The organism is Klebsiella sp. KP20-425-1, assembly GCF_025813515.1.
GTDB lineage: Bacteria > Pseudomonadota > Gammaproteobacteria > Enterobacterales > Enterobacteriaceae > Klebsiella > Klebsiella pneumoniae.
The window spans coordinates 2,949,497-2,969,704 of the sequence record NZ_CP109614.1 but is presented as its reverse complement, the minus strand read 5'-3'; the positions used below and the strand labels follow the sequence as shown (position 1 = coordinate 2,969,704).

Here is a 20,208-nt window from a genome sequence, read left to right as displayed (position 1 = left end):
CCTTAATCGGTGCGACGGAAATGGCTGGATAGAGAGGAAAGAAGCAGCGGTTCCCGCAGGAACCGCTGTGAAGGGGCGTCAGACCGCCGGACGCGCAATAATGCTGCGGGTTTCCATGCGAACTTCAGCGATAGTGACATCGATAACGTCAGTCACTTTATAGACTACTTCACCTTTGATCTGCACGGTACCGTTCTCCTGGCTGCACACCAGTTCGTCGCGCACGGCGTGGAGGAACGGGGCCGGAATAAAGGCGACCGCGCCATTGTCCACCAGACGCACGCGCATCCCGCCGCGGCTGACGTCGATGATCTCCGCCGCGAAGCGGGTATCGGTCCCGGCTTTATCGTTGAGGAAACGGGCGTACAGCCAGTCGGCGACGTCGCGCTCGGCCATCCGGTTGAGACGACGGCGCTCCGCCATCTGCACGGTGGCTTCATCCTGGGGACGCGCAATGGTCTCGCCTTTAATGATGGCTTTCAGCAGACGGTGGTTGATCATGTCGCCATACTTACGGATCGGCGAGGTCCAGGTGGCATAGGCTTCAAGCCCAAGACCAAAGTGTGGGCCCGGCTCGGTGCTGATTTCCGCAAACGACTGGAAGCGGCGAATGCGGCTGTCGAGGAAACCGGTCGGCTGAGCGTCAAGTTCCCGGCGCAGCTTGCAGAACCCTTCCAGGGTGAGCACTTCCGTCGGGTCGACGTGCACATCATGGGTTTTCAGCAGGGCGGCCAACTGCTCGGTGTTCGCCGGATCGAAACCGGTATGAACGTTATAAACGCCGAAGCCGAGCTTGTCGCGCAGAACGCGGGCGGCACAGATGTTGGCGGCGATCATCGACTCTTCGACAATGCGGTTGGCAATGCGACGCGGTTCCGCGACGATATCCAGCACTTCGCCTTTTTCGCCGAGAACAAAACGGTAGTCCGGACGGTCTTTGAACACCAGCGCATGGGTCTGACGCCATTCGCTACGACGCTGGCACACGTCCTTCAGCAGCGTAATTTGCTGCGCGATCGCCTCGCTGTCCGGCTGCCAGCTGCCGCGGCCTTCCAGCCAGTCAGAGACGTCGTCATAGGCCAGCTTGGCTTTCGATTCGATGGTGGCGGCAAAGAACTCGATATTGTCTTCGATGGTGCCATCGGCCGCCAGGGTCATCCGGCAGGCCAGCACCGGGCGCACTTCGTTAGCGCGCAGGGAGCAGAGGTCGTCCGACAGCTCGCGCGGCAGCATTGGAATGTTGAAGCCCGGCAGATAGTTGGTAAAGGCGCGCACTTTTGCGGCGTTATCCAGCTTGCTGCCTTCGGCAATCCAGGCGGTCGGGTCGGCAATGGCGACCGTCAGCAGCAGTTTGCCATCAGCAGTGGATTCGGCATACAACGCATCGTCCATATCTTCGGTGCTGGCGCTGTCAATGGTGACGAAGTCGAGGGCGGTTAGGTCGCGGCGCGTCAGCCCCTCGTCGAGCATCTCGGTGGCGACGCCGTCCGGTGCCTCTTTCTCAAGATTATGGCGCGCCAGGGTTACCCACCATGGGACGAAGTGATCGTCGCTAAAAGTGATGAACTGGGTCAACTCCGCGTAAAACCCGCGGTCGCCTTTTAATGGATGACGGCGCATCTCGGCGACGGCCCAGTCACCCTGTTTAAAATCGTGTTCAACGCCGCGGGCGGCGCGGCAGGGAATGGCGTCTTTCAGCAGCGGATGGTCAGGAACGATAGCGAGGCGATCGTCTTTCTTCTGGACTTTACCGACAAAACGAGTCAGGAAGGGCTCAACCAGCGATTCCGGCTCGGCGCTTTCGCGTTCTTTTTCAGAATGGATCACCGCGACGATACGGTCGCCATGCATCACTTTTTTCATCTGCGGCGGCGGAATGAAGTAGCTCTTCTGAGCGTCCACTTCTAGGAAGCCAAAGCCCTTTTCCGTGCCCTTAACGACCCCTTCCGCGCGCGGCGTCTGGGAATGCAGTTGCTGTTTAAGCTGCGCTAGCAGCGGGTTATCCTGAAACATAATTAGGTATTTTCGTGGCTAAAAGAGCGGCTGACATTTTTACGCGAATATGCCTGCCGCAGCAAGCGCTGTTTCAGCAATTTACGTCTGCTGACGCACATTGCCGAGGGCGATTTTCAGACGATTCATCCATCCGCACAGCCCGCTCCAGATCAACAGATCGATTGCTTGTTGCTCAGAGAGTCGATATTCCGCGAGGGGCGTTAACTGGGCGGCGCTAAACCGGTCAGGCGAGCGGGTTAACAGCTGCACCGCGGTCACGAGAGACCGGGCCTGAGGATGCTGCTGGAGCCAGTGATGGAGGGCCTGGTCGCCCTCCCGCAGATGGCTGGCGAACTCCTCTTCACCCTGCCAGTGGGGGAGCCAGGCGTCAAAACAGGTGGGGCTGCCATTGGTGCGCGCCGTGAGTAAGGCGACCTGCGGGCCAAAGGTATCATCCGTGCTGAGCTGGCGGATCAAGGTCTCCAGAGGCGCGAATAACTGTGGGTCGCAGGCCAGCAGCGGCGCCAGCTCGCCCAGACCGGGCAGCGACTGCCAGCCGGCGATGCGCCGCTGACGCTCATCATCGGCATACTGCAGGTCGGGATCCGCAATGTCTGCCTGCCATGCTCCCGGCGGCGGGGCGAACAGTTCCGCGGGTGCCTCCTCTTGCTGGGGCATACCGGGGATCCAGCGCACCGGAAAGCCCTGGGCCGCCTGCAGGACGGCAATCGCCCGCGCCTGGAAGCCGACGAATCCGATAATCTGGTTGAACAGAATAATGTCCCGACTGGTTAAGCCCACTTCGTCCAGCTGGCTACGGGAGAGAGCGTTAATAACCGAGGGCGAACCGGCAAGCTGACGAGCATATTGCGTGATTTGCGCCAGACGACGGTTGCTCTCGCGCGAGGAGTCGGGGCCTGGCAGGGGAGCAAGGCGGGCGGCGTAGTGGTTACACAGCCGCTGGACGCCGTAGACCTGGGCGACGGTGAGCGCGGTGCTGAGTCGATCGTAAGCGGTAAAGGTCTGCAGGCGGCTCACCGCCACCTGGTCGGGAAATAGCAGTTCGGCCAGCTGGCGTGCGGGGTGTAGCCAGTCAGCGTGGGCACGTAGCCAGGCGGCCGGCAGCGTCAGGTCCAGCAAAAAGCGGTCTTCAACATGGGCGGCTTCAGGGACGAGCGGCAGGACATCCACCGGGCAGATTGTTGACTGGGTTTCGTGATACCAGTGATTTTTGCCATTCACGCGGCGTGGCTCCATGGGCTTTCCTTGTTCGGTATGTGGCGAACCGCCGTTCCGCGGATCGTTTATGCAGAACTATCCTGGCGTAACCCGGAAGCAGGAGAAAATATTGATACGTGCTAACAAATAGCCGATTGGAATAACAGGTGGGGTGTAAGGCGTGGGGGAGGGAAGAACCCTCCTCACCGGGGCGAGGAGGGGAAGGAACTTATTTCAGTTCCAGCTCGTTCATGGCGGCGATATTGAACCCGCCGTCAACGTGAACGACTTCACCGGAGATCCCCGCAGACAGGTTGGAGCACAGGAAGGCTGCGCTGTTACCCACATCTTCAATGGTGACGGTGCGACGGATCGGGGTGACCGCTTCGCAGTGCGCCAGCATTTTACGGAAATCTTTAATACCGGACGCGGCCAGCGTACGGATAGGACCGGCAGAGATGGCATTGACGCGAACGCCTTCCGGACCCATGGCGTTAGCCATATAGCGGACGTTAGCTTCCAGAGAGGCTTTGGCCAGACCCATCACGTTATAGTTCGGGATCGCGCGCTCTGCGCCCAGGTAGGAGAGCGTCAGCAGAGCCGAACCCGGGTTCAGCATGCCGCGGCAGGCTTTGGCCATTGCCACGAAGCTGTAAGCGCTGATGTCGTGCGCGATTTTAAAGCCGTCGCGAGTGACAACGTCAACGTAGTCGCCGTCTAACTGGTCAGCCGGGGCAAAACCGATTGAGTGGACGAAACCATCGAATTTTGGCCAGACTTTTTCCAGCTCGGTGAACAGCGCGGTGATGCTCTCATCTTCAGCAACGTCGCACGGCAGCACAATGTCAGAACCCAGCGCGGCAGCAAACTCTTCTACGCGACCTTTCAGTTTCTCATTCTGATAGGTGAATGCCAGTTCCGCGCCTTCGCGGTGCATTGCCTGCGCGATGCCGTAGGCGATGGACAGTTTGCTGGCGACGCCAGTGATCAAAATGCGCTTACCGGAAAGAAAACCCATAGCTTTAATCCTTATCGTTATTGCTTATTTTTACTTTAACAATCATAACGTTAATATTGTTATTTCAAAATAACTCAAATTTAGCCGGGAATTATATCCCACTGACGACCCCTTGTGTCACGATATTTTTCAGCCGGTCCGCGCCGCGCGGGGCAAAAGTACATCGCGATAGCTGCAGTATATCATCTCTCCTGACGATTATTTGAGCGCGATCTCCGCCAGCAGCAGGCGTCCATTGCTGCCCACGGGACGCAGATTCCGCGGGGATCCACCGCGCCAGCAGAGGCCGCTGCCGGCCGCGCAGCGTCGCCCGGCCAGATCCCACTCGCCTTGTAGAACATAAGCGACCCCCTCGCTGGCAGGGCATTGCAGGTCGCTAACGACCTGAACTGTCGCCGACGCGCGCCCGCGCTGAGTCATGATATTGAAGTCCAGCCCTGGCGCAACGATCCCGACGCTGGACAGCGCCCATTCGCCGGGGAAAGCCCACGGCTGCCAGAGCGCCAGCGGTTGGTCGATATTCTCGCCACACAGCCGTAGCGGCTGCCCCGCCAGCAGAGTAATGACCCGGTCGACGCCAGGAAAGGGGGAGAAAGGGCCATCCGCCTGCAGGGTGGCAATACTCGCTCGCCAGAGAAAAGGGGCATCTGGAGCGGGTACGCAGATGATTTCGCGCGTCTCTCCGGCGCCGTTTTTCCACGGCGTGACGGGGAGCGTCGAAAGTTGAAAAGGGACCATCATGGGCAGCATACCTTAGTTAATCGCTTCCGGCGTCAACAATAAGCACCGCCTTGAGCTAGTTTAGTAACTTTCTGCAATACAAATATTTTACATATTCGTCACAAAATGAGAGTGCATGCAAGGCGGTGTGTTGTCAATGCTTGTATATACAAGAACGATTGAGTGAGGTGATATTAATAACTTGAGTGAGGAACCTATGTCTTCGTTTTCGTCTACAGACGGGCAGTCAAAGAGCAATTATGCTGGAATGAGTGAAAGGCGGTCGATTGATTACATCCCGGAAAGCGAACGGCATGGACACCCTTTTAGCCAGTTCACCCTTTGGTTTGGCGGCAATCTGCAAATTACGGCGATTGTCACTGGCGCTTTAGCCGTTGTGCTGGGCGGCGATGTAGTGTGGTCGCTGGTCGGGCTGCTGGTCGGTCAGATGCTGGGGGCGGCGGTGATGTCTCTGCATGCGCTGCAGGGACCGCGACTGGGACTTCCGCAAATGATCCTTAGCCGCGCCCAGTTTGGGGTTTTTGGCGCGGTGGTGCCGCTGGTGCTGGTTTGCGTCATGTATATCGGTTTTTCTGCCAGCGGCACCGTATTGGCCGGGCAGGCAATGGCTAAACTACTGAATATCAGCCACGTAGCCGGGATGCTGATATTCAGTGCGATTATTATCGTTATCGCGGTCCTCGGTTATAAGGTGATCCACAAGCTGGGCAAACTGGCGAGTATCGTCGGAATTCTCGCCTTCGTTTATATGTTCATCACGCTGCTACTTTCGGCCGATCTCAGTGCGCTCGCGCACAATAACCATTTTTCGCTGCCGACGTTTTTATTAGCCGTATCGCTCTCCTCATCGTGGCAGATCGCTTTTTGCCCCTATGTATCCGACTATTCGCGCTACCTGCCACGCGATGTTTCCGCCACGAAAACGTGGTGCTCAGTGTTTTTCGGCACCGTATTGGGTACCCAAACGTCGATGACGCTCGGGGTTCTGACAGCGGCCATTGCCGGCAGCGCGTTCCCTGGTCACGAGGTGAGCTATCTGGTGGGATTAGGTAAGAGTCAGGCGATGGCCTTGGTTATCTATTTCGCCATCTGTTTTGGTAAAATTACCTTCACTACCCTCAATGCGTACGGCAGCTTTATGTCGCTGACCACCATTGTTTCCGCCTTCCGCCGGCAAACCGTGCTGTCGCAAAAGTGTCGCATTGCATTCGTGGTGCTGATGGTGACGGCTTCCTGCATTATCGCGTTGCTTAGCGAACCCGCTTTCTTAAAGCATTTCACGCATTTTCTTCTGTTTCTGCTGGCGTTCTTCGTGCCGTGGAGCGCCATCTGTCTGACGGATTATTATCTTATCTCGAAGGGCGCCATCGATATTCCGGCGCTAAGCGACCCGCAGCAACGCTACGGGTTCTGGAACCTGTACGCGATCACCCTGTATATCGTCGGTGTGCTTATCCAGTTGCCGTTCATTGAGAACCCGTTGTTCCATGGTTCGCTCACGTGGATCTTCGCCGGTAACGATGTCTCATGGATAATAGGTTGGTTTGGCACCGGGGTTCTTTACTACGCGCTGCGCCGCTTTGACCGCCGGTCGCTGCCGGCGCAGAGTCTTTTCCCTTCTACCTGAATGACAAGGGCGGCGTGAGGGCCGCCCCTGCCGTTGCCTGCCAGCTATTTCCCGTCTTTGCGCCAGGCGTCGGCGGTGAGGGCTTCCCCGAAGTGGCCGGCGATCAGGCGCCGGGTCAGGTCGTGCAGCGGCGAGGCCAGCACATCGGCAGTGCTGCCGCGCTCGACCACTTCGCCGTTATGCATCACCAGCACCTGATCGCTGATGTGTTTCATCATTCCCAGGTGCTGAGTGACATAGATATAGGAGATGCCCTGTTTCTCCTGCAGCTCCAGCATCAGGTTGATAAGCTGGGAGCGCATCGACATATCCAGCGAGGCCAGCGCCTCATCGCAGACGATAACCTTCGGGCGCAGGATCAGCGCCCTGGCGAGGCCGAGACGCTGCTTCTGACCGGGCGCCAGCATATGGGGGTAGTAGCTGACGTGGTCCGGCAGCAGACCGACCATGCGCAGGGTGTCGATTATCTGCTTCTGCCGCGCTTCGGCGTCGAGATCGGTATTCAGTCGCAGCGGAAAATCGAGGATCTGCGAGATGCGCTGACGCGGGTTCAGCGAGGTCGACGGATCCTGAAAGATCATGCGAATCTTCTGGCTGCGGTAGGAGTAATCCCCAAAAGTCAGCGGATGATCGTCAATCAGCAGTTCGCCGCTGGTGGGTTCCACCATGCCCGCCAGCATCTTCGCGAGGGTCGATTTCCCGGAGCCGTTCTCGCCGATAATCGCCAGCGTCTGCCGTTCGCGCAGGGTAAAACTCAGCGGTTTAACCGCCTCAACCGTCTGACGGTGAAACCAGCCGGTGCGGTAGCGAAAGGTCTTACTGAGTTGGCGAACTTCCAGCAATGTTTCGACCATTTCACTCTTTCTCCATGTTCAACGGGAAATGACAGGCGTACAGATGGTTGCGCGCCCCGGTAAGACGCGGCGTTTCGATACACTCCCGCTGGGCGTACGGGCAGCGCGGCCCCAGCCGACAGCCGATAGGCAACTGCTCCAGCAGCGGGATCGCTCCAGGCAGGGTGTTGAGGCGACTTTTATGCGGCATGGCGCTACCGAAATCCGGGATCGCGCGGATTAACGCCTGGGTGTAGGGATGATGTGGGAGGGTGATCAGCTCTTCGCTGGGCCCGCTCTCCACCGTCTGCCCGCAGTACATGACGTTGATTTTATCCGCCCATTTGCTGAGCATTTGCAGGTCATGGCTGATCAGCAAGATGGTGGTGTTGTTGTTCTGGTTGAGCCGCGTCAGCAGGCGAATAATCTGCGCCTGGGTGGTCGGCTCCATGGCGTTGGTCGGCTCGTCGGCAATCAGCAGACGCGGCTGGTTGGCTAGGGCGATGGCGATCATCACCTTCTGGCACTCGCCCTCGGTCAGCTGATAGGGGAAGCTGCGCATGGCATCTTTGTGATCTTTAATGCCGACGCGGTGCAACAGCTCGATGGCCCGGCGCTTGCGCCAGCCCAGCCGTTGCCACCAGCGGCCCTTGTAGGTCCAGCCGGGGATACTCTGAATCAGCTGCTGGCCGATGCGCTCAGAGGGATCGAGGCACGACTGGGGCTCCTGAAAAATCATCGACACGTTATGGCCGATCAGCTTCCGGCGCTCGCGGTTCGACAGTCGCAGCAGGTCGATGTCATCGAAGCGCATGCGGTCGGCCGTGACCCGCCAGTTGTCTTTGGTCACGCCGCAGATAGCTTTGGCAATAAGGCTTTTCCCGGAGCCGGATTCCCCCACCAGGCCGCGGATTTCGCCTTCGGTCAGCGTCAGGCTGACGCGATCGACGGCTTTTACCCAGCCTTCGCTGGTTTTAAATTCAATGGTTAAGTGACGAATATCGAGTAACGGCATTATTCTACCCCGGCAATGATCGCCCGGCGAATACCGTCGCCCAGCAGGTTGACCAGCAGTACGCTGAGCATAATCGCCGCCCCGGGGAGCATCACGGTCCACGGCGCCACATAGATAAGCTCCAGCGCATCGCCCAGCATGGCTCCCCATTCCGGCGAAGGCAGCTGGGCGCCGAGATCAAGAAAGCCCAGCGCGGCAATATCCAGAATGGCCATCGACAGGGCGCGAGTGATCTCGGTCACCAGGCCGGAGGCGATATTGGGCAGGATGGCGAACAGCAGAATATTCAGCGTCGAGGCGCCATCGAGGCGGGCGGCGATGATGTACTCTTTCTCCAGCTCATCGTGGACCATGCTGTAGACGGAGCGCACCATGCGCGGCAGCAGCGCCAGCCAGACGGCGAACATCGCATGGCTCAGATGCGGCCCGGCAAAGGCGACGACGATAATCGCCAGCAGCAGCGAGGGGATGGAGAGCAGGGTGTCGAGGATATGGTTCATCACCGCCGAGCGCAGGCCGTGGGTCGATCCGGCAATCACACCCAGCACCAGACCAAACAGCGTGGCGCCGAGGGTGACGACAAAAGCGCCGCCGACGGTGGGCGCCGCGCCGCTCAGCAGTCGGCTCAGCACATCGCGGCCGAGGTCATCGGTTCCCAGAAAGAAGGAGACTTCGCCATAGCGCGACCACGACGGCGGCAACAGCTGGTAGCCGAGGAACTGCTGGTCGATGCCGTAGGGGGCGAACCAGCCGCCGAAGACGCAGAGCAGCAGCAGGCCCGCGCAGCCGTACAGACCGATCATCGCCGTGGTGTCGCCATAGAACTTACGCCATACGGTGCGCAGCGCGCCGGGCGGACGCTTTTCCAGATAAACGCTATCGTAGGGCATACCATTCCTTATGTTTCAGTGGGTTAGCCATGGCACCGAGAATATCGGAAATCACGTTGACAATAATCACCAGCGCGCCAATCACCATCACTCCGGCGGAGATCGCCGCGTAGTCCTGCTGGCGAATGGCGTTGATCAGCCAGCGGCCCAGTCCAGGCCAGCTGAACACCATCTCAGTGATCATCGCCAGGGTGAGCATGGTGGAAAACTGCAGGCCGAGACGCGGGATCACCGGCGGCAGGGCGTTGTGCAGCACATGGCGCAGTAGAATTTTGCGTCGCGACACGCCGCGGGTGGCGGCCGCTTTTACATAGTTAGTGTCATACACCTCGCTGGTGCTAATGCGCATCAGGCGGATCACTTCAGTGGTGGGGGCGACCGCCAGGGTCAATACCGGCAGCACCATATGCCGGGCGGCGCTGACGATCATCTCATGGCGCCACGGCGAGTCCGAAAGCCAGGCGTCGATCAGCGCGAAACCGGTGACGTTTTTCACCTCATACAGCAGATCGAAGCGACCGGAGACCGGAAGCCAGCCGAGGGTCAGGGAAAAGAAGAGGGTCAGGAGCAGCGCCAGCCAGAAGACCGGGATCGAGAAACCGACCAGCGCGACGGCGCTGATCAGGGTATCGGGCCATTTATTGCGCATTACGCCGGCGATCATCCCCACCGGAATGCCTATCAGCAGGGCAAAGCCGAAGGCGAGGATGCACAGCTCCATGGTCGCCGGGAAAACCTCGCGCAACTGCTCAGAAATCAGCTGGCCGTTAATGCTGGATACGCCGAAATCCCAGTGCAGCACCCCTTCAAACCAGAACAGCCACGCATTCCACAGGGAAGCGCCCTGCAGTGGGGCATGAGGGGTGAAATAGCTCAGGCTGAAACCGACAAAGGTCAGAAAAAAGAGGGTGATCAGCAGCAGCAGCAGACGGCGCAGGGTAAAAATAATCATGGCTTTTTCACCTCTTCGGTATTTTCCCGCGATACGCCAGCGAACGAAGCGTTACCGAAAGGGCTGAGCACCAGGCCTTTCATATCATAGCGGTAGGCCTGCAGCCGCAGCGACGAGGCCAGCGGCAGGACCGGCAGTTCGCGGGCGAGGATCCGCTGCGCCTCTTTGTAAGCGTCCATCCGCGAGGAGAGCTGCTGCGAGAGCAGCGCTTTTTGCAGCACGTCGTCAAACTCCCGGTTACACCAGTGGGCAAAGTTGGTTTGCGAGGCGATGGCCGCGCAGCTCAGCAGCGGTCGGAAGAAACTGTCCGGATCGTTACTGTCCGTCGCCCAGCCGGAGAGCGTCAGGTCGTGGCTCATATCCATCAGGCGCGCCTCCTGGAAACGTCCCTCTACCGGCACAATAATCACCTTAACGCCAATCTGCGCCATATCCGCCTGGATAAGCTCCGCCGTTTTCAGCGGGCTGGGATTCCACGCCTGCGAGCTGGTGGGCACCCACAGCTTGAGGGTCAGGTTTTCCAGCCCCAGGGCTTTCAGGCGGGCGCGGGCCTCCTGCGGATTATATTCGGTAATTTTAGCGTCATTATCGTAGGCCCACGAGGCCCGCGGCAGCATGGACGCCGCCGTCTCCGCGGTGCCATAGTAGATGGACTGCATCAGGCGCTGGTTGTTAATCGCCAGCGCCAGGGCATGGCGCACCTCAGGGTTATCCAGCGGCGGCTTAGCGGTGTTGAAGGCCAGCCAGGCGATGTTCATTCCCGGGCGCAGCGTCAGGCGCAGGCGCGGGTCGTCACGCAGGATCGTCAACTGGCTGGCGGCTGGCCAGGCCAGCACGTCGCATTCTCCGGTCAGCAGTTTCGACAGGCGGCCGGTGCCGCCGGAGCCAAGGTCGACCACCACCTGGGGCATCAACGGTTTGCCGCGCCAGTAGCCGGGGTGGCGCTGCAGGCGAACATATTGTCCGGAGCGGTAATCGGATAGCTGGAACGGGCCGGTGCCAACCGGCTGGCGATCCAGTTGCTCCTGGCGGTCGTCCTGCATTAAGCGGGCGGCATATTCGGCAGAGGTAATTGACGCATAGTGGGTGGCCAGATGCCAGAGGAACGAGGCGTCCGGCCGCTTGAGGCGAAACTCCACGGTCTGATTATCCAGCTTGCGGACGCTCTCCACGCTGTCAGCAAACTGCAGACTGTCGAAGTAGGGAAAACTGCTGCCGTTGACGTTGTGCCACGGATGGTCGCGGTTAAAAATACGGCCAAAGGTAAAAATGACGTCATCGGCATTAAAGTCCCGCGTCGGGGTAAACCACGCCGTGCGTTGAAACGGGACGTGGCGGCGCAGGTGAAAGCGGTAGGTGGCGCCGTTATCGAGAACTTCCCAGCTCTCCGCCAGCTCGGGGACCAGCCGGTAGGTATAGGGATCGACGTCAAGCAGACGATCGTAGATCTGAGCGGCCAGCGTATCGACAATCAGGCCGCTGCTGACTTTCTGCGGGTTAAAGGTATTAACCTGGCCGCTGACGCAATAGACGAAACCGCTATCGCGGATATCGGCGCGGTCGGGGAGCGCAGGGGCGGCAAAAGCTGGCCCACACAGCAGGGAAACGGCTGCCAGGAGAGATGACAATTTCAGGCGCATATTTTCTGTTTGATTATAGAGCTGAACTCTATCTTATTAAGATTAATAGACATTCACCACCGCCTTCAACAAGCCTGAGGGATAATGCGGTTACCGGGTGCGTATAGTATTCAGTCAATTGATTAAAATAGTCGCGGAACCGAGTCTGTATAGTGAAACATGGTAACTTTTTATCGCCGATATCGCCAGTCAGCTCTGTTTGGCCGCGGTTGACCAAACGGCGACGACGTGCGGACGCTAGAGAATAGATTCAGTATAGCGGGGAGAAAGCCGATGACCCGACGGGCGACTAGCCGTACCCGTCGGGTGTGATACAGGGGGAGCGTGTTTCGATTATTGTGACAGTGTCACTTTATGATAGTCCATGTTCTGCAGGTCCTCCAGCAGCCCGGGGCCAACCGGCTGCCACTGCAAGCGCTCGCGGGTCCATGCCGAGCTGGCGCGCAGGTCAAGGGCGGTAAACGGCGCAAACCAGCCGAACCAGGCGTCGACCTGCGAGTCATCCAGGTGGGTCAGCGGCAGGTTTAATCCGTGGGCAATTACCGCGGCAATATCGCGTAATGCGATCCCCTCTTCGGCCACCGCATGATAGCGCTCGCCGGCCGCGCCCTGAAGCAGCGCGCTGACATACAGACGTGCGACGTCATCGACATGGGCGGCTGACCAGCGGTTGCTTCCCTCGCCGCGCAGGGCTACCGCCCCGTTGGCGACCGCGCGTTCGATGTAGCAGGTCAGCAGTCCCTGACGCACGGTGTCATGCACCTGCGGTAAGCGGACCACCCTGACATCCACTCCCGCCTCCAGCAACTGCTGGCCGGCGAGCTCTGAGGCGGTGCGCGGGCTGGGGTGCCCTGAGTTGAAGAACGACTCCCGGGCCGGGGCGCCGCTCCCGTCGTCGCCCATCAGCGTGCCGGAGGTGATCACCAGCGGCCGCGTGCTGCCTCGCAGCGCCTGGCCCAGGGCCAGGATCGCCTGGCGGTCTTTCTCGCAGTTAGCGGCAAAGCGGCTGAAGTCGTGGTCGAAGGCGGTATGGATCACCGCGTCGGCGTTCCCGACGCCAGCCAGCAGCGACTCCGGGGCATCCAGCGTGCCGCGATGCACCTCGGCGCCGGCCGCCTTCAGGGCCTGTGCGGTGCTTTCGCTGCGCGCGAGGCCGATAACCTGATGGCCCGACGCCTGCAGCGCCGGAAGAATACGTGAGCCGATAAATCCGCTCGCGCCGGTAAGAAATATACGCATCATGGATCTCCTGAATGGGTTTCAGGCGTATCCTACCTGCGATGTCATACTATAAAAGTAGAGACATTATCGGGGTATAAATTCTAACAGGCAGAACCCACAGGCAGATGATGAACACTTCTGACAACCATGCTTTAGGCGATTTTCTCCGCGCCCGCCGCCAGCGTCTCGATCCGGCAACGTTTGGCTTCCCGGCGGGACGCCGGCGCACCCCGGGGCTGCGCCGCGAAGAGGTCGCGCAGCTCGCCAGCATCAGCCCGACCTGGTATACCTGGCTTGAACAGGGGCGCGGCGGGGCGCCTTCCCGCGAGGTGCTGGAGCGGATCGCCCGCGGTCTGCGGCTGACCACCCCGGAGCGCGAGCATCTGTTTATTCTCGCCTTTGGCCATCCGCCGCAGACGCGTCTGACGGTGACGGATGATATGACGCCGCGGCTGCAGCGGGTGCTTGACGCTTTCACCATTCCGGCGATTATCCGCACCGCCAGCTGGGACGTCATCGCCTGGAACGCACCGGCGGCCAGGGTGCTGACCGACTACAGCCAACTGCCGCTGGCGGAGCGCAACGTGCTGCGCCGCCTGTTTACCCGGCCGGAGGCCCGCTGCACTCTGGAGGACTGGCAGAGGGTGGGGCAGCTTATCGTCAACGCCTTCCGCGCCGACGTCACGCGGATGGGCGCCACGAAAGAAACTGACCAGTTGATCGCGGAGCTCAGCCAGCAGAGCGTCGAGTTCGCCCGTTTCTGGCAAAGCCATGACGTCGCCGGCCACGGCGAGGGCTATAAGCGCATTAATCACCCGCAGATGGGTCCGCTCGACCTGGAATTTACCTCCTTTGCCGTGGAAGGCCGTCCCGATCTTTCCCTGCTGGTCTTTAATCCGGCAACGACGGAGAGCCAGCGGAAAATTCACGGTTTACTTCAGGGGGCTGTGGGCGACTGAGGGGTAAACTCGTACAGCACCAGCGCATTGCTCTGCAGCGAGTCGATCCGCAGCCAATAGCCATCGAGCCTGGCTTCATCCACGCTGAGCGCCGGACGGGCCTGATGCATCAGCCACTGATAATCCTCGGCGTCAGGGCCGCTGCGGCTGCGAAAGGCGTCCACCAGCGGGAACAACGCGCCGTGGTGCTGATCGAACAGGTGCTGTTTGATGCGCCAGCTGCCATCCAGGCCCTGCAGCCGCACGCTGTAGGGCTGGCTGAAGCGCTGGATAAAGGCCGCTTCGCTGGAGAGCCAGGGATTGTAGACCACCGTATTGCGCAGCAGCAGCTGGTAGTGACCCTGGTGGTGGAGCAGCAGCAGGTTTTTATCGTGAACCAGGATCTCGCCGCGCAGCCGCCGCCAGAGCCAGAGTACCCAGTAAACCGGGCGCGGCAGGCCGTGCAGATAGTGCAGCGCCAGGCTGGAGGTATCGAGCTTGCCGTTGGCGCGAGCTTCGCCCTGGAGGCCTGAATTTAACCAGAAGCCCGCCAGCCAGACCTGGTCCGCAACCCCCAGCAGATTATCCATCAGCAGCGCGCCGCGAAAAAAGCGGCCGTTGGTATCCCGCGTATCGCCAGTCAGCGTATTCCAGGAGAGCAGCCACAGCGGCAGGTTGAGCTGACGCTGGCGCAGGGCGCTGTGGATCTGCCGCAGCTTGTGCAGCGGGTAATGTTCGCTGGAGGCCAGGCGGCTGCTGTCTGCCTGGGCCAGATCCAGCTGTTCGTTGGCATCTGCCTGGCAGGCGAGAAAATCCGCCTCTGCCAGCAGCGGCGAGTGGAACAGCGGATCGTTCCCGGGATCGCTGGGAGCAAAGCGGTGCCAGATCCCCAGCTGCGGCTGCGGCAGCAGGCGATGAAGGACCCCGCGCTGCTGCCGCCAGGCGGCCTGGCGCGCAGCTTCGCTGGCCTGCGGCGACCAGTGCCAGACAAAGCGCCAGCTGTTGAGCGTGGCTGGCGGAAAATGGTTGGCGGCGAGCTGCAGGAAGCGCTGCAGCAGGTCACTGCGGGTGGTGACGCCGGTGTGCAGGATCACCTGCCAGCCCATCGCCGCCAGCCAGCTAAAAATCTGCTGCAGGTTGTACCAGCAGGCGTAGCCGGCCATCTGCGGATCGTCCCAGCCGGTGCCGAACAGCCGACTGCTGAGAAAGGGATCGTTGATATCGATGGCATACACCGGCAGGGCGTGGTGCAGCTGTTCGAGTTCCCGGCGCACATCTTCACGCAGCAGATCGTCCAGTTCGCGCACGGTCACCACCATCCGGGTATGGCGCAGCGCTGCGGGGCGCGCTGGACGATCGCGCAGATTGATCTCCCGGGTCTGCGGTGGGTTGATCGGCAGGGGGGGACTTTCCCGGTCGCGTGGTTCCGGCTCATTGAGTCGCGCATACAGCCGGTCGGCCGCCACCGGCTGCCAGCGATCGGCCTGCGGCGGGCGCGGTCGGGCAAGCTCCAGAGGATGCTGTTCACGATACTGGCGCGGCGTCACGCCGTGCTGGCGCTTAAACAAATCGCTCATCATTCGCGTACTGGCGAATCCCTGTTCGCGGGCGATTTGCTGGACGGTTTTGCGGGTGGTTAATAGCTGGTCGGCGGCGTGGCGCAGGCGCAGCGCGGTGAGGTACTGGACAAAACTTACCCCGACCTCTTTGCGAAATAAGCGTGACAGCCAGGCCTCGGAGACAAATTCCGCGGCCGCTACCTCCTGCAACGAGAGGCGACGCTGATAGTTAGCGTCGATCCGCGCCACCACGCTGGCTATTCTCCGGCTCCATTTTTCGGTATCGCGCCGGGGCGTGGAGGCGATGGGCTGGCTAAAGCGCGTGGCCAGCAGCAGCGCTATCTCACTCAGCCAGCGGTTGGCCTCCAGTCGGTAATGGCCAGGATGATTGACCAGGCCGCTCACCAGCAGCTGGCGCATCAGGCGGCGCAGGCCGTCATCGGCATCCCGGGTGCGCGGCGTTATCTGGTAATCGACGGCAAAAAAGGCATTATCGAGGCGGGCCAGCCAGCTGGCGGAGAGGGTGAGGATCATCACGGCGTTGGCCCCGGCGCTGCGCAGGCTCCAGCGACGGTTGCGGTTAACGATCGCCAGCCCGTCGGCGGCGAGCGGCTGCGACGCACCTTCCGCCACCGCCAGATTTACGCTTCCCTCCAGCACCCACAGCAGCGTCAGCAGATCGCTTTCCGGCTGGGTCAGCTGACGCACATCGCGTACGGTGACGCTAAAGTCGCCTGAATGGTGCTCCACATGACTCTCCTCTGTAGACAAAAAACAACCGGTTGTTTTTTGTCATAACCGATATGTATGAAAAACACTCATTGATTTTTCGTCAATATAAAACAAAAAAGCGCGCCTGCAAGCTGAGGCACCCGCATAAACTCGAAAGTGTCGTGCAAACACAACACAGGAATAACAAAAATGACACATCCGTTGCTAGAAGCATTGCAGGTTAACGAGGCGCAATTTATTGCTCTGCGTCGTCGGTTCCACCAGCAGCCGGAGATCGGCTTTGAAGAGCACCAGACCAGCAGCGAGGTCGCCCGACTGCTTGGCGAGTGGGGATACGAGGTTCACCGCGGCCTGGCGGGCACCGGAGTGGTGGGCACGCTGCGCGTCGGCGAGGGGAAAAAACGCCTTGGCCTGCGGGCGGATATGGATGCCCTGCCGATGCAGGAGCGGAGCGGTAAGCCGTGGGCAAGCCAGGTTGAAGGGCGCTTTCACGGCTGCGGCCATGACGGGCACACCACCACGCTGCTCTACGCAGCTGAATATCTGGCGCGCACCCGGCAGTTTACCGGCACGCTGCAGCTGATTTTCCAGCCCGCGGAAGAGTTGCTGTACGGCGGGCGGGTAATGGTCGAGGACGGTCTGTTTGATCAGTTCCCCTGCGACGCCATCTTCGGCCTGCACAATATGCCGGGTCAGCCGTTGGGCAAGATCGGCCTGCGCGACGGGGCGATGATGGCCTCCTCCGATACGCTGCATATTGAAGTGAAGGGCGTTGGCGGCCACGGCGCGGTGCCGGAGCATACGGTGGATGCCACGCTGGTGGCCTGCCATATTACCCTCGCGCTACAGTCCATTGTCTCGCGCAATATCACCCCGTTTGAACCGGCGGTGGTGACCGTCGGCAGCATCCAGGCCGGTCATGCGCCCAATATCATTAACGATCACGTGCTGATGAAGCTCACGGTGCGCACCCTCAATGAGCAGGTGCGCGAGACCGTGCTGCAGCGGATCCATGATATCGCCGTGGCCCAGGCGGAGAGCTTCAATGCCACCGCCACGCTGACCCACGTCAACGGCAGTCCGGTGTTGCGTAACGATCCGGCGACGAACGCCATGGTGCGGGAGGTGGCGACAGCGCTGTTTGGCGCAGGGCAGGTGGGCGAGGTGAAGCCGTTTATGGGCAGTGAAGATTTTGCCTTCATGCTGGAGCAGCACCCGCATGGCAGCTATTTCACCATCGGCGCTGGCGATGAGCCGGATCGCTGCATGGTGCATAACCCGGGGTATGACTTCAACGACGCGCTGTTGCTGACCGGCGCGGCGCTGTGGTGTGGCCTGACGGAACGCTATCTGCGCTAATCACGAGAAACGGGAGGGCCATGCGATGAGCACTGTCACAATAAGCGACACCCCGTTTGTCGGCAACGATCGCCTGCTGGTGGGGATTGTGTTAAGCGTTTTAACCTTCTGGCTGTTCGCCCAGTCGGTGATTAACGTGGTGCCGGCGATGAAAAGCAGCCTTGATATCTCTCTTGAAACCTTAACTCTGGCCGTCAGTCTCAGCGCGCTGTTCAGCGGCTGCTTCGTGGTCGCCAGCGGCGGCCTGGCGGACAAGTTTGGCCGGATGCGGATGACCACCCTCGGGCTGGGGCTGAGTATCGTCGGCAGCGCCATGCTGGTGGTCGCTCAGGGACCGGGGCTGTTCCTGGCCGGCCGGGTGCTGCAGGGGCTGTCGGCAGCCTGCATTATGCCGGCGACGCTGGCGCTGATTAAGACCTGGTATGAGGGGCGTGCGCGGCAGCGGGCGGTCAGCTTCTGGGTCATCGGCTCGTGGGGCGGCAGCGGTCTCTGTTCCTTCGTTGGCGGGGCTATCGCCACCGGACTGGGCTGGCGCTGGATCTTCGTCTTCTCGATCGCCGTTGCCCTGCTGGCGCTGTTTTTGCTGCGCGGCACGCCGGAGAGCCGCAGCGCCAGCGCCAGCCAGCATAAGCTGGACGTCGGCGGTCTGCTGAGCCTGATTGTTGCGCTGGTGCTGGTGAATCTGTTTATCAGCAAGGGCCACGGCTGGGGCTGGAGCAGCCCGCTGTCGTTGACCATGCTGGCCGGGGCGCTGGCGGCCGGGACGATATTTATCCGCAACGGCATGCGCAAAGGCGAGGCGGCGCTGATTGATTTTGCGCTGTTTCGTAACCGGGCCTACGGTGCGGCAGTGCTGTCGAACTTTCTGCTCAATGGAGCGATTGGCACCATGATGATCGCCAGCATCTGGCTGCAGCAAGGGCACCACCTGACGCCGCTGGAGAGCGGGATGATGACCCTCGGCTATCTGGTGACCGTCCTGGCGATGATCCGGGTCGGCGAGAAGCTGCTGCAGCGCTATGGCGCCCGGCTGCCGATGATAGCCGGTCCGGTGTTGACCGCTATCGCCATCGCGCTGATATCCTGCACCTTTCTCGAAAAGGCGCTGTATATCGGGGTGGTGTTCGCCAGCAACGTACTGTTTGGCCTCGGGCTGGGCTGCTACGCCACGCCGTCGACGGATACCGCGGTGGCCAATGCCCCGGAGAACAAAATCGGCGTCGCCTCGGGGATCTATAAGATGGGCAGCTCGCTGGGCGGGGCGATGGGTATCGCCGTGACAGCGTCACTTTTCGCGCTGTTTTTACCGCTGGGCATGGCCCATGCCGCCCAGTATGCCCTGTGGTTTAACGCCGTCTTATGTCTGGGGGCGATGGCGGTGAGCGCGCTGCTGCTGCCGCGCGCCTCTCACAGCTGATGCTTTTTCAGCAGCGCGCGGAGCTGGTGATAGGTTAATCCCAGCAGCTCCGCCGCCTGCTTCTGATGATACTTCGCCTGCTCCAGACTCCGCTGCAGCAGGCGTTTTTCCTGCTGGAGCTGGAAATTGCGCAGATCCAGCGGTAGCGCGGGCAGCTCATCGCCGGGCGCGGCTTCCGGCGGAGAGCCGGGGGACTGACGAAAAGGGTTAATAATAATCGCGTCCAGCTCATGTTCGCTGTCGCCGTGGCGATACACCGAGCGCTCAACGACGTTCTTCAGTTCGCGAATATTCCCCGGCCAGCGGTAGCCGAGCAGCGTCGCGGTCGCTCGTTCGCTAAAGCCGGGAAACAGCGGCAGACCGAGTTCGCGGCACATCTGGATGGCAAACTGGTTGGCGAGCAGCATGATGTCGCTCTGCCGGTCGCGCAGCGGGGGGAGCTGTACCACGTCGAAGGCCAGGCGGTCGAGCAGGTCGGCGCGAAAATGACCTTCCTCGACCATCTGCGGCAGGTCAGCGTTGGTGGCGCACACCAGCCGGACGTTAACCTGCAGCGGCTGGCTGCCGCCCACGCGCTCCAGCTCGCCATATTCAATCACTCTTAACAGCTTCTCCTGCACCAGCATTGGGGCTGTCGCCAGCTCATCGAGAAACAGCGTCCCGCCGTCGGCGCGCTCGAAGCGCCCGGGATGGCGCTTGCTGGCCCCGGTGAAAGCCCCGGCTTCGTGGCCGAACAGCTCCGAGTCGAGCAGATTATCGTTCAGCGCCGCGCAGTTCAACGAGATAAACGGCCCCTGCCAGCGGCTGGAGAGGTAGTGGAGACGGTTAGCGATAAGCTCTTTCCCAGTGCCGCGCTCGCCGATGACCAGCACTGGTTTATCCAGCGGGGCCAGCCGGGAAACCTGTTCCAGCACCTCGAGAAAGCTGTTGGCCTCGCCCAGCAGATTATCCTTGTACTGCGCCATGATGAATTTCGCCATTAAGTAGTGTAATTAACCAGGTGACTGTAGCAATGCCCAGCACGTTTCGCAACCACCCTGTTTAAAATCAATA

Annotated in this window: 16 protein-coding genes; 4 read left to right on the top strand and 12 right to left on the bottom strand. The window is 60.6% G+C overall.

Annotation, left to right across the window (positions count from 1 at the left end):
* Nucleotides 1-78 precede the first annotated feature (78 nt).
* The 4 genes from OHJ17_RS14600 to OHJ17_RS14585 all read right to left on the bottom strand — a co-directional run bounded on the left by OHJ17_RS14600 (nucleotide 79) and on the right by OHJ17_RS14585 (nucleotide 4,972).
* Nucleotides 79-2,013, bottom strand: coding sequence for an exoribonuclease II (locus OHJ17_RS14600; RefSeq protein WP_002901787.1), 1,935 nt, complete (start codon nucleotides 2,011-2,013; stop codon nucleotides 79-81).
* 81 nt (nucleotides 2,014-2,094) lie between these two features.
* On the bottom strand, nucleotides 2,095-3,252 hold the full coding sequence (locus tag OHJ17_RS14595; protein ID WP_004151905.1) for a CMD domain-containing protein: 1,158 nt from the start codon (nucleotides 3,250-3,252) through the stop codon (nucleotides 2,095-2,097).
* A gap of 190 nt (nucleotides 3,253-3,442) precedes the next feature.
* Nucleotides 3,443-4,231 carry an enoyl-ACP reductase FabI gene (gene fabI / locus OHJ17_RS14590; protein ID WP_004140277.1) on the bottom strand — a complete coding sequence of 263 codons (789 nt, stop codon included), beginning with the start codon at nucleotides 4,229-4,231 and terminating at the stop codon, nucleotides 3,443-3,445.
* A gap of 198 nt (nucleotides 4,232-4,429) precedes the next feature.
* On the bottom strand, nucleotides 4,430-4,972 hold the full coding sequence (locus OHJ17_RS14585; RefSeq protein WP_016947419.1) for a HutD/Ves family protein: 543 nt from the start codon (nucleotides 4,970-4,972) through the stop codon (nucleotides 4,430-4,432).
* A gap of 247 nt (nucleotides 4,973-5,219) precedes the next feature.
* Between OHJ17_RS14585 and OHJ17_RS14580 the strand changes: the two genes are divergently transcribed.
* Entirely contained in the window at nucleotides 5,220-6,599 is a 1,380-nt protein-coding gene (locus OHJ17_RS14580; protein ID WP_004210729.1) for a purine-cytosine permease family protein, read from the top strand.
* 44 nt (nucleotides 6,600-6,643) lie between these two features.
* On the opposite strand, the gene sapF is transcribed toward OHJ17_RS14580, so the two are convergent.
* The 6 genes from sapF to OHJ17_RS14550 all read right to left on the bottom strand — a co-directional run bounded on the left by sapF (nucleotide 6,644) and on the right by OHJ17_RS14550 (nucleotide 13,171).
* Nucleotides 6,644-7,453, bottom strand: a complete 810-nt coding sequence (sapF, locus tag OHJ17_RS14575; RefSeq protein ID WP_004140269.1) for a putrescine export ABC transporter ATP-binding protein SapF — start codon at nucleotides 7,451-7,453, stop codon at nucleotides 6,644-6,646.
* 1 nt (nucleotide 7,454) lies between these two features.
* Nucleotides 7,455-8,447, bottom strand: a complete 993-nt coding sequence (sapD, locus tag OHJ17_RS14570; RefSeq protein ID WP_004140266.1) for a putrescine export ABC transporter ATP-binding protein SapD — start codon at nucleotides 8,445-8,447, stop codon at nucleotides 7,455-7,457.
* Nucleotides 8,447-9,337, bottom strand: a complete 891-nt coding sequence (sapC, locus tag OHJ17_RS14565; protein ID WP_004151901.1) for a putrescine export ABC transporter permease SapC — start codon at nucleotides 9,335-9,337, stop codon at nucleotides 8,447-8,449. Before sapC ends, sapD begins: the two co-directional genes overlap by 1 nt.
* Nucleotides 9,324-10,289 (bottom strand): putrescine export ABC transporter permease SapB, encoded by a 966-nt coding sequence (gene sapB, locus OHJ17_RS14560; protein ID WP_002901816.1) that lies wholly within the window; start codon nucleotides 10,287-10,289, stop codon nucleotides 9,324-9,326. Before sapB ends, sapC begins: the two co-directional genes overlap by 14 nt.
* Nucleotides 10,286-11,929, bottom strand: coding sequence for an ABC transporter substrate-binding protein SapA (gene sapA / locus OHJ17_RS14555; protein ID WP_016947420.1), 1,644 nt, complete (start codon nucleotides 11,927-11,929; stop codon nucleotides 10,286-10,288). The genes sapB and sapA overlap by 4 nt, the downstream gene beginning before the upstream one ends.
* A gap of 333 nt (nucleotides 11,930-12,262) precedes the next feature.
* Nucleotides 12,263-13,171, bottom strand: a complete 909-nt coding sequence (locus OHJ17_RS14550) for an SDR family oxidoreductase (protein WP_004190601.1) — start codon at nucleotides 13,169-13,171, stop codon at nucleotides 12,263-12,265.
* Between the two features lie 107 nt (nucleotides 13,172-13,278).
* Here OHJ17_RS14550 and OHJ17_RS14545 point away from each other — a divergent pair, with 107 nt between their 5' ends.
* Nucleotides 13,279-14,109 carry a helix-turn-helix transcriptional regulator gene (locus OHJ17_RS14545; RefSeq protein WP_019705465.1) on the top strand — a complete coding sequence of 277 codons (831 nt, stop codon included), beginning with the start codon at nucleotides 13,279-13,281 and terminating at the stop codon, nucleotides 14,107-14,109.
* On the opposite strand, the gene OHJ17_RS14540 is transcribed toward OHJ17_RS14545, so the two are convergent.
* The gene (locus OHJ17_RS14540) at nucleotides 14,088-16,397 is read right to left on the bottom strand and encodes a helix-turn-helix domain-containing protein (RefSeq protein ID WP_032432934.1); all 2,310 of its coding nucleotides are present in this window, start codon (nucleotides 16,395-16,397) and stop codon (nucleotides 14,088-14,090) included. The genes OHJ17_RS14545 and OHJ17_RS14540 overlap by 22 nt on opposite strands.
* 171 nt (nucleotides 16,398-16,568) lie before the next feature.
* Between OHJ17_RS14540 and OHJ17_RS14535 the strand changes: the two genes are divergently transcribed.
* Together OHJ17_RS14535 and OHJ17_RS14530 are read left to right on the top strand one after the other, a co-directional pair.
* Entirely contained in the window at nucleotides 16,569-17,738 is a 1,170-nt protein-coding gene (locus OHJ17_RS14535; RefSeq protein ID WP_023328659.1) for a M20 aminoacylase family protein, read from the top strand.
* A 25-nt stretch (nucleotides 17,739-17,763) separates the two neighbouring features.
* A complete protein-coding gene (locus tag OHJ17_RS14530; RefSeq protein ID WP_023341379.1) occupies nucleotides 17,764-19,155 on the top strand; it encodes an MFS transporter in 1,392 nt (463 codons plus the stop codon).
* Here the strand turns inward: OHJ17_RS14530 and pspF are convergent.
* On the bottom strand, nucleotides 19,146-20,135 hold the full coding sequence (gene pspF, locus OHJ17_RS14525; protein WP_020802484.1) for a phage shock protein operon transcriptional activator: 990 nt from the start codon (nucleotides 20,133-20,135) through the stop codon (nucleotides 19,146-19,148). The genes OHJ17_RS14530 and pspF overlap by 10 nt on opposite strands.
* Between the last annotated feature and the right edge of the window lie 73 nt (nucleotides 20,136-20,208).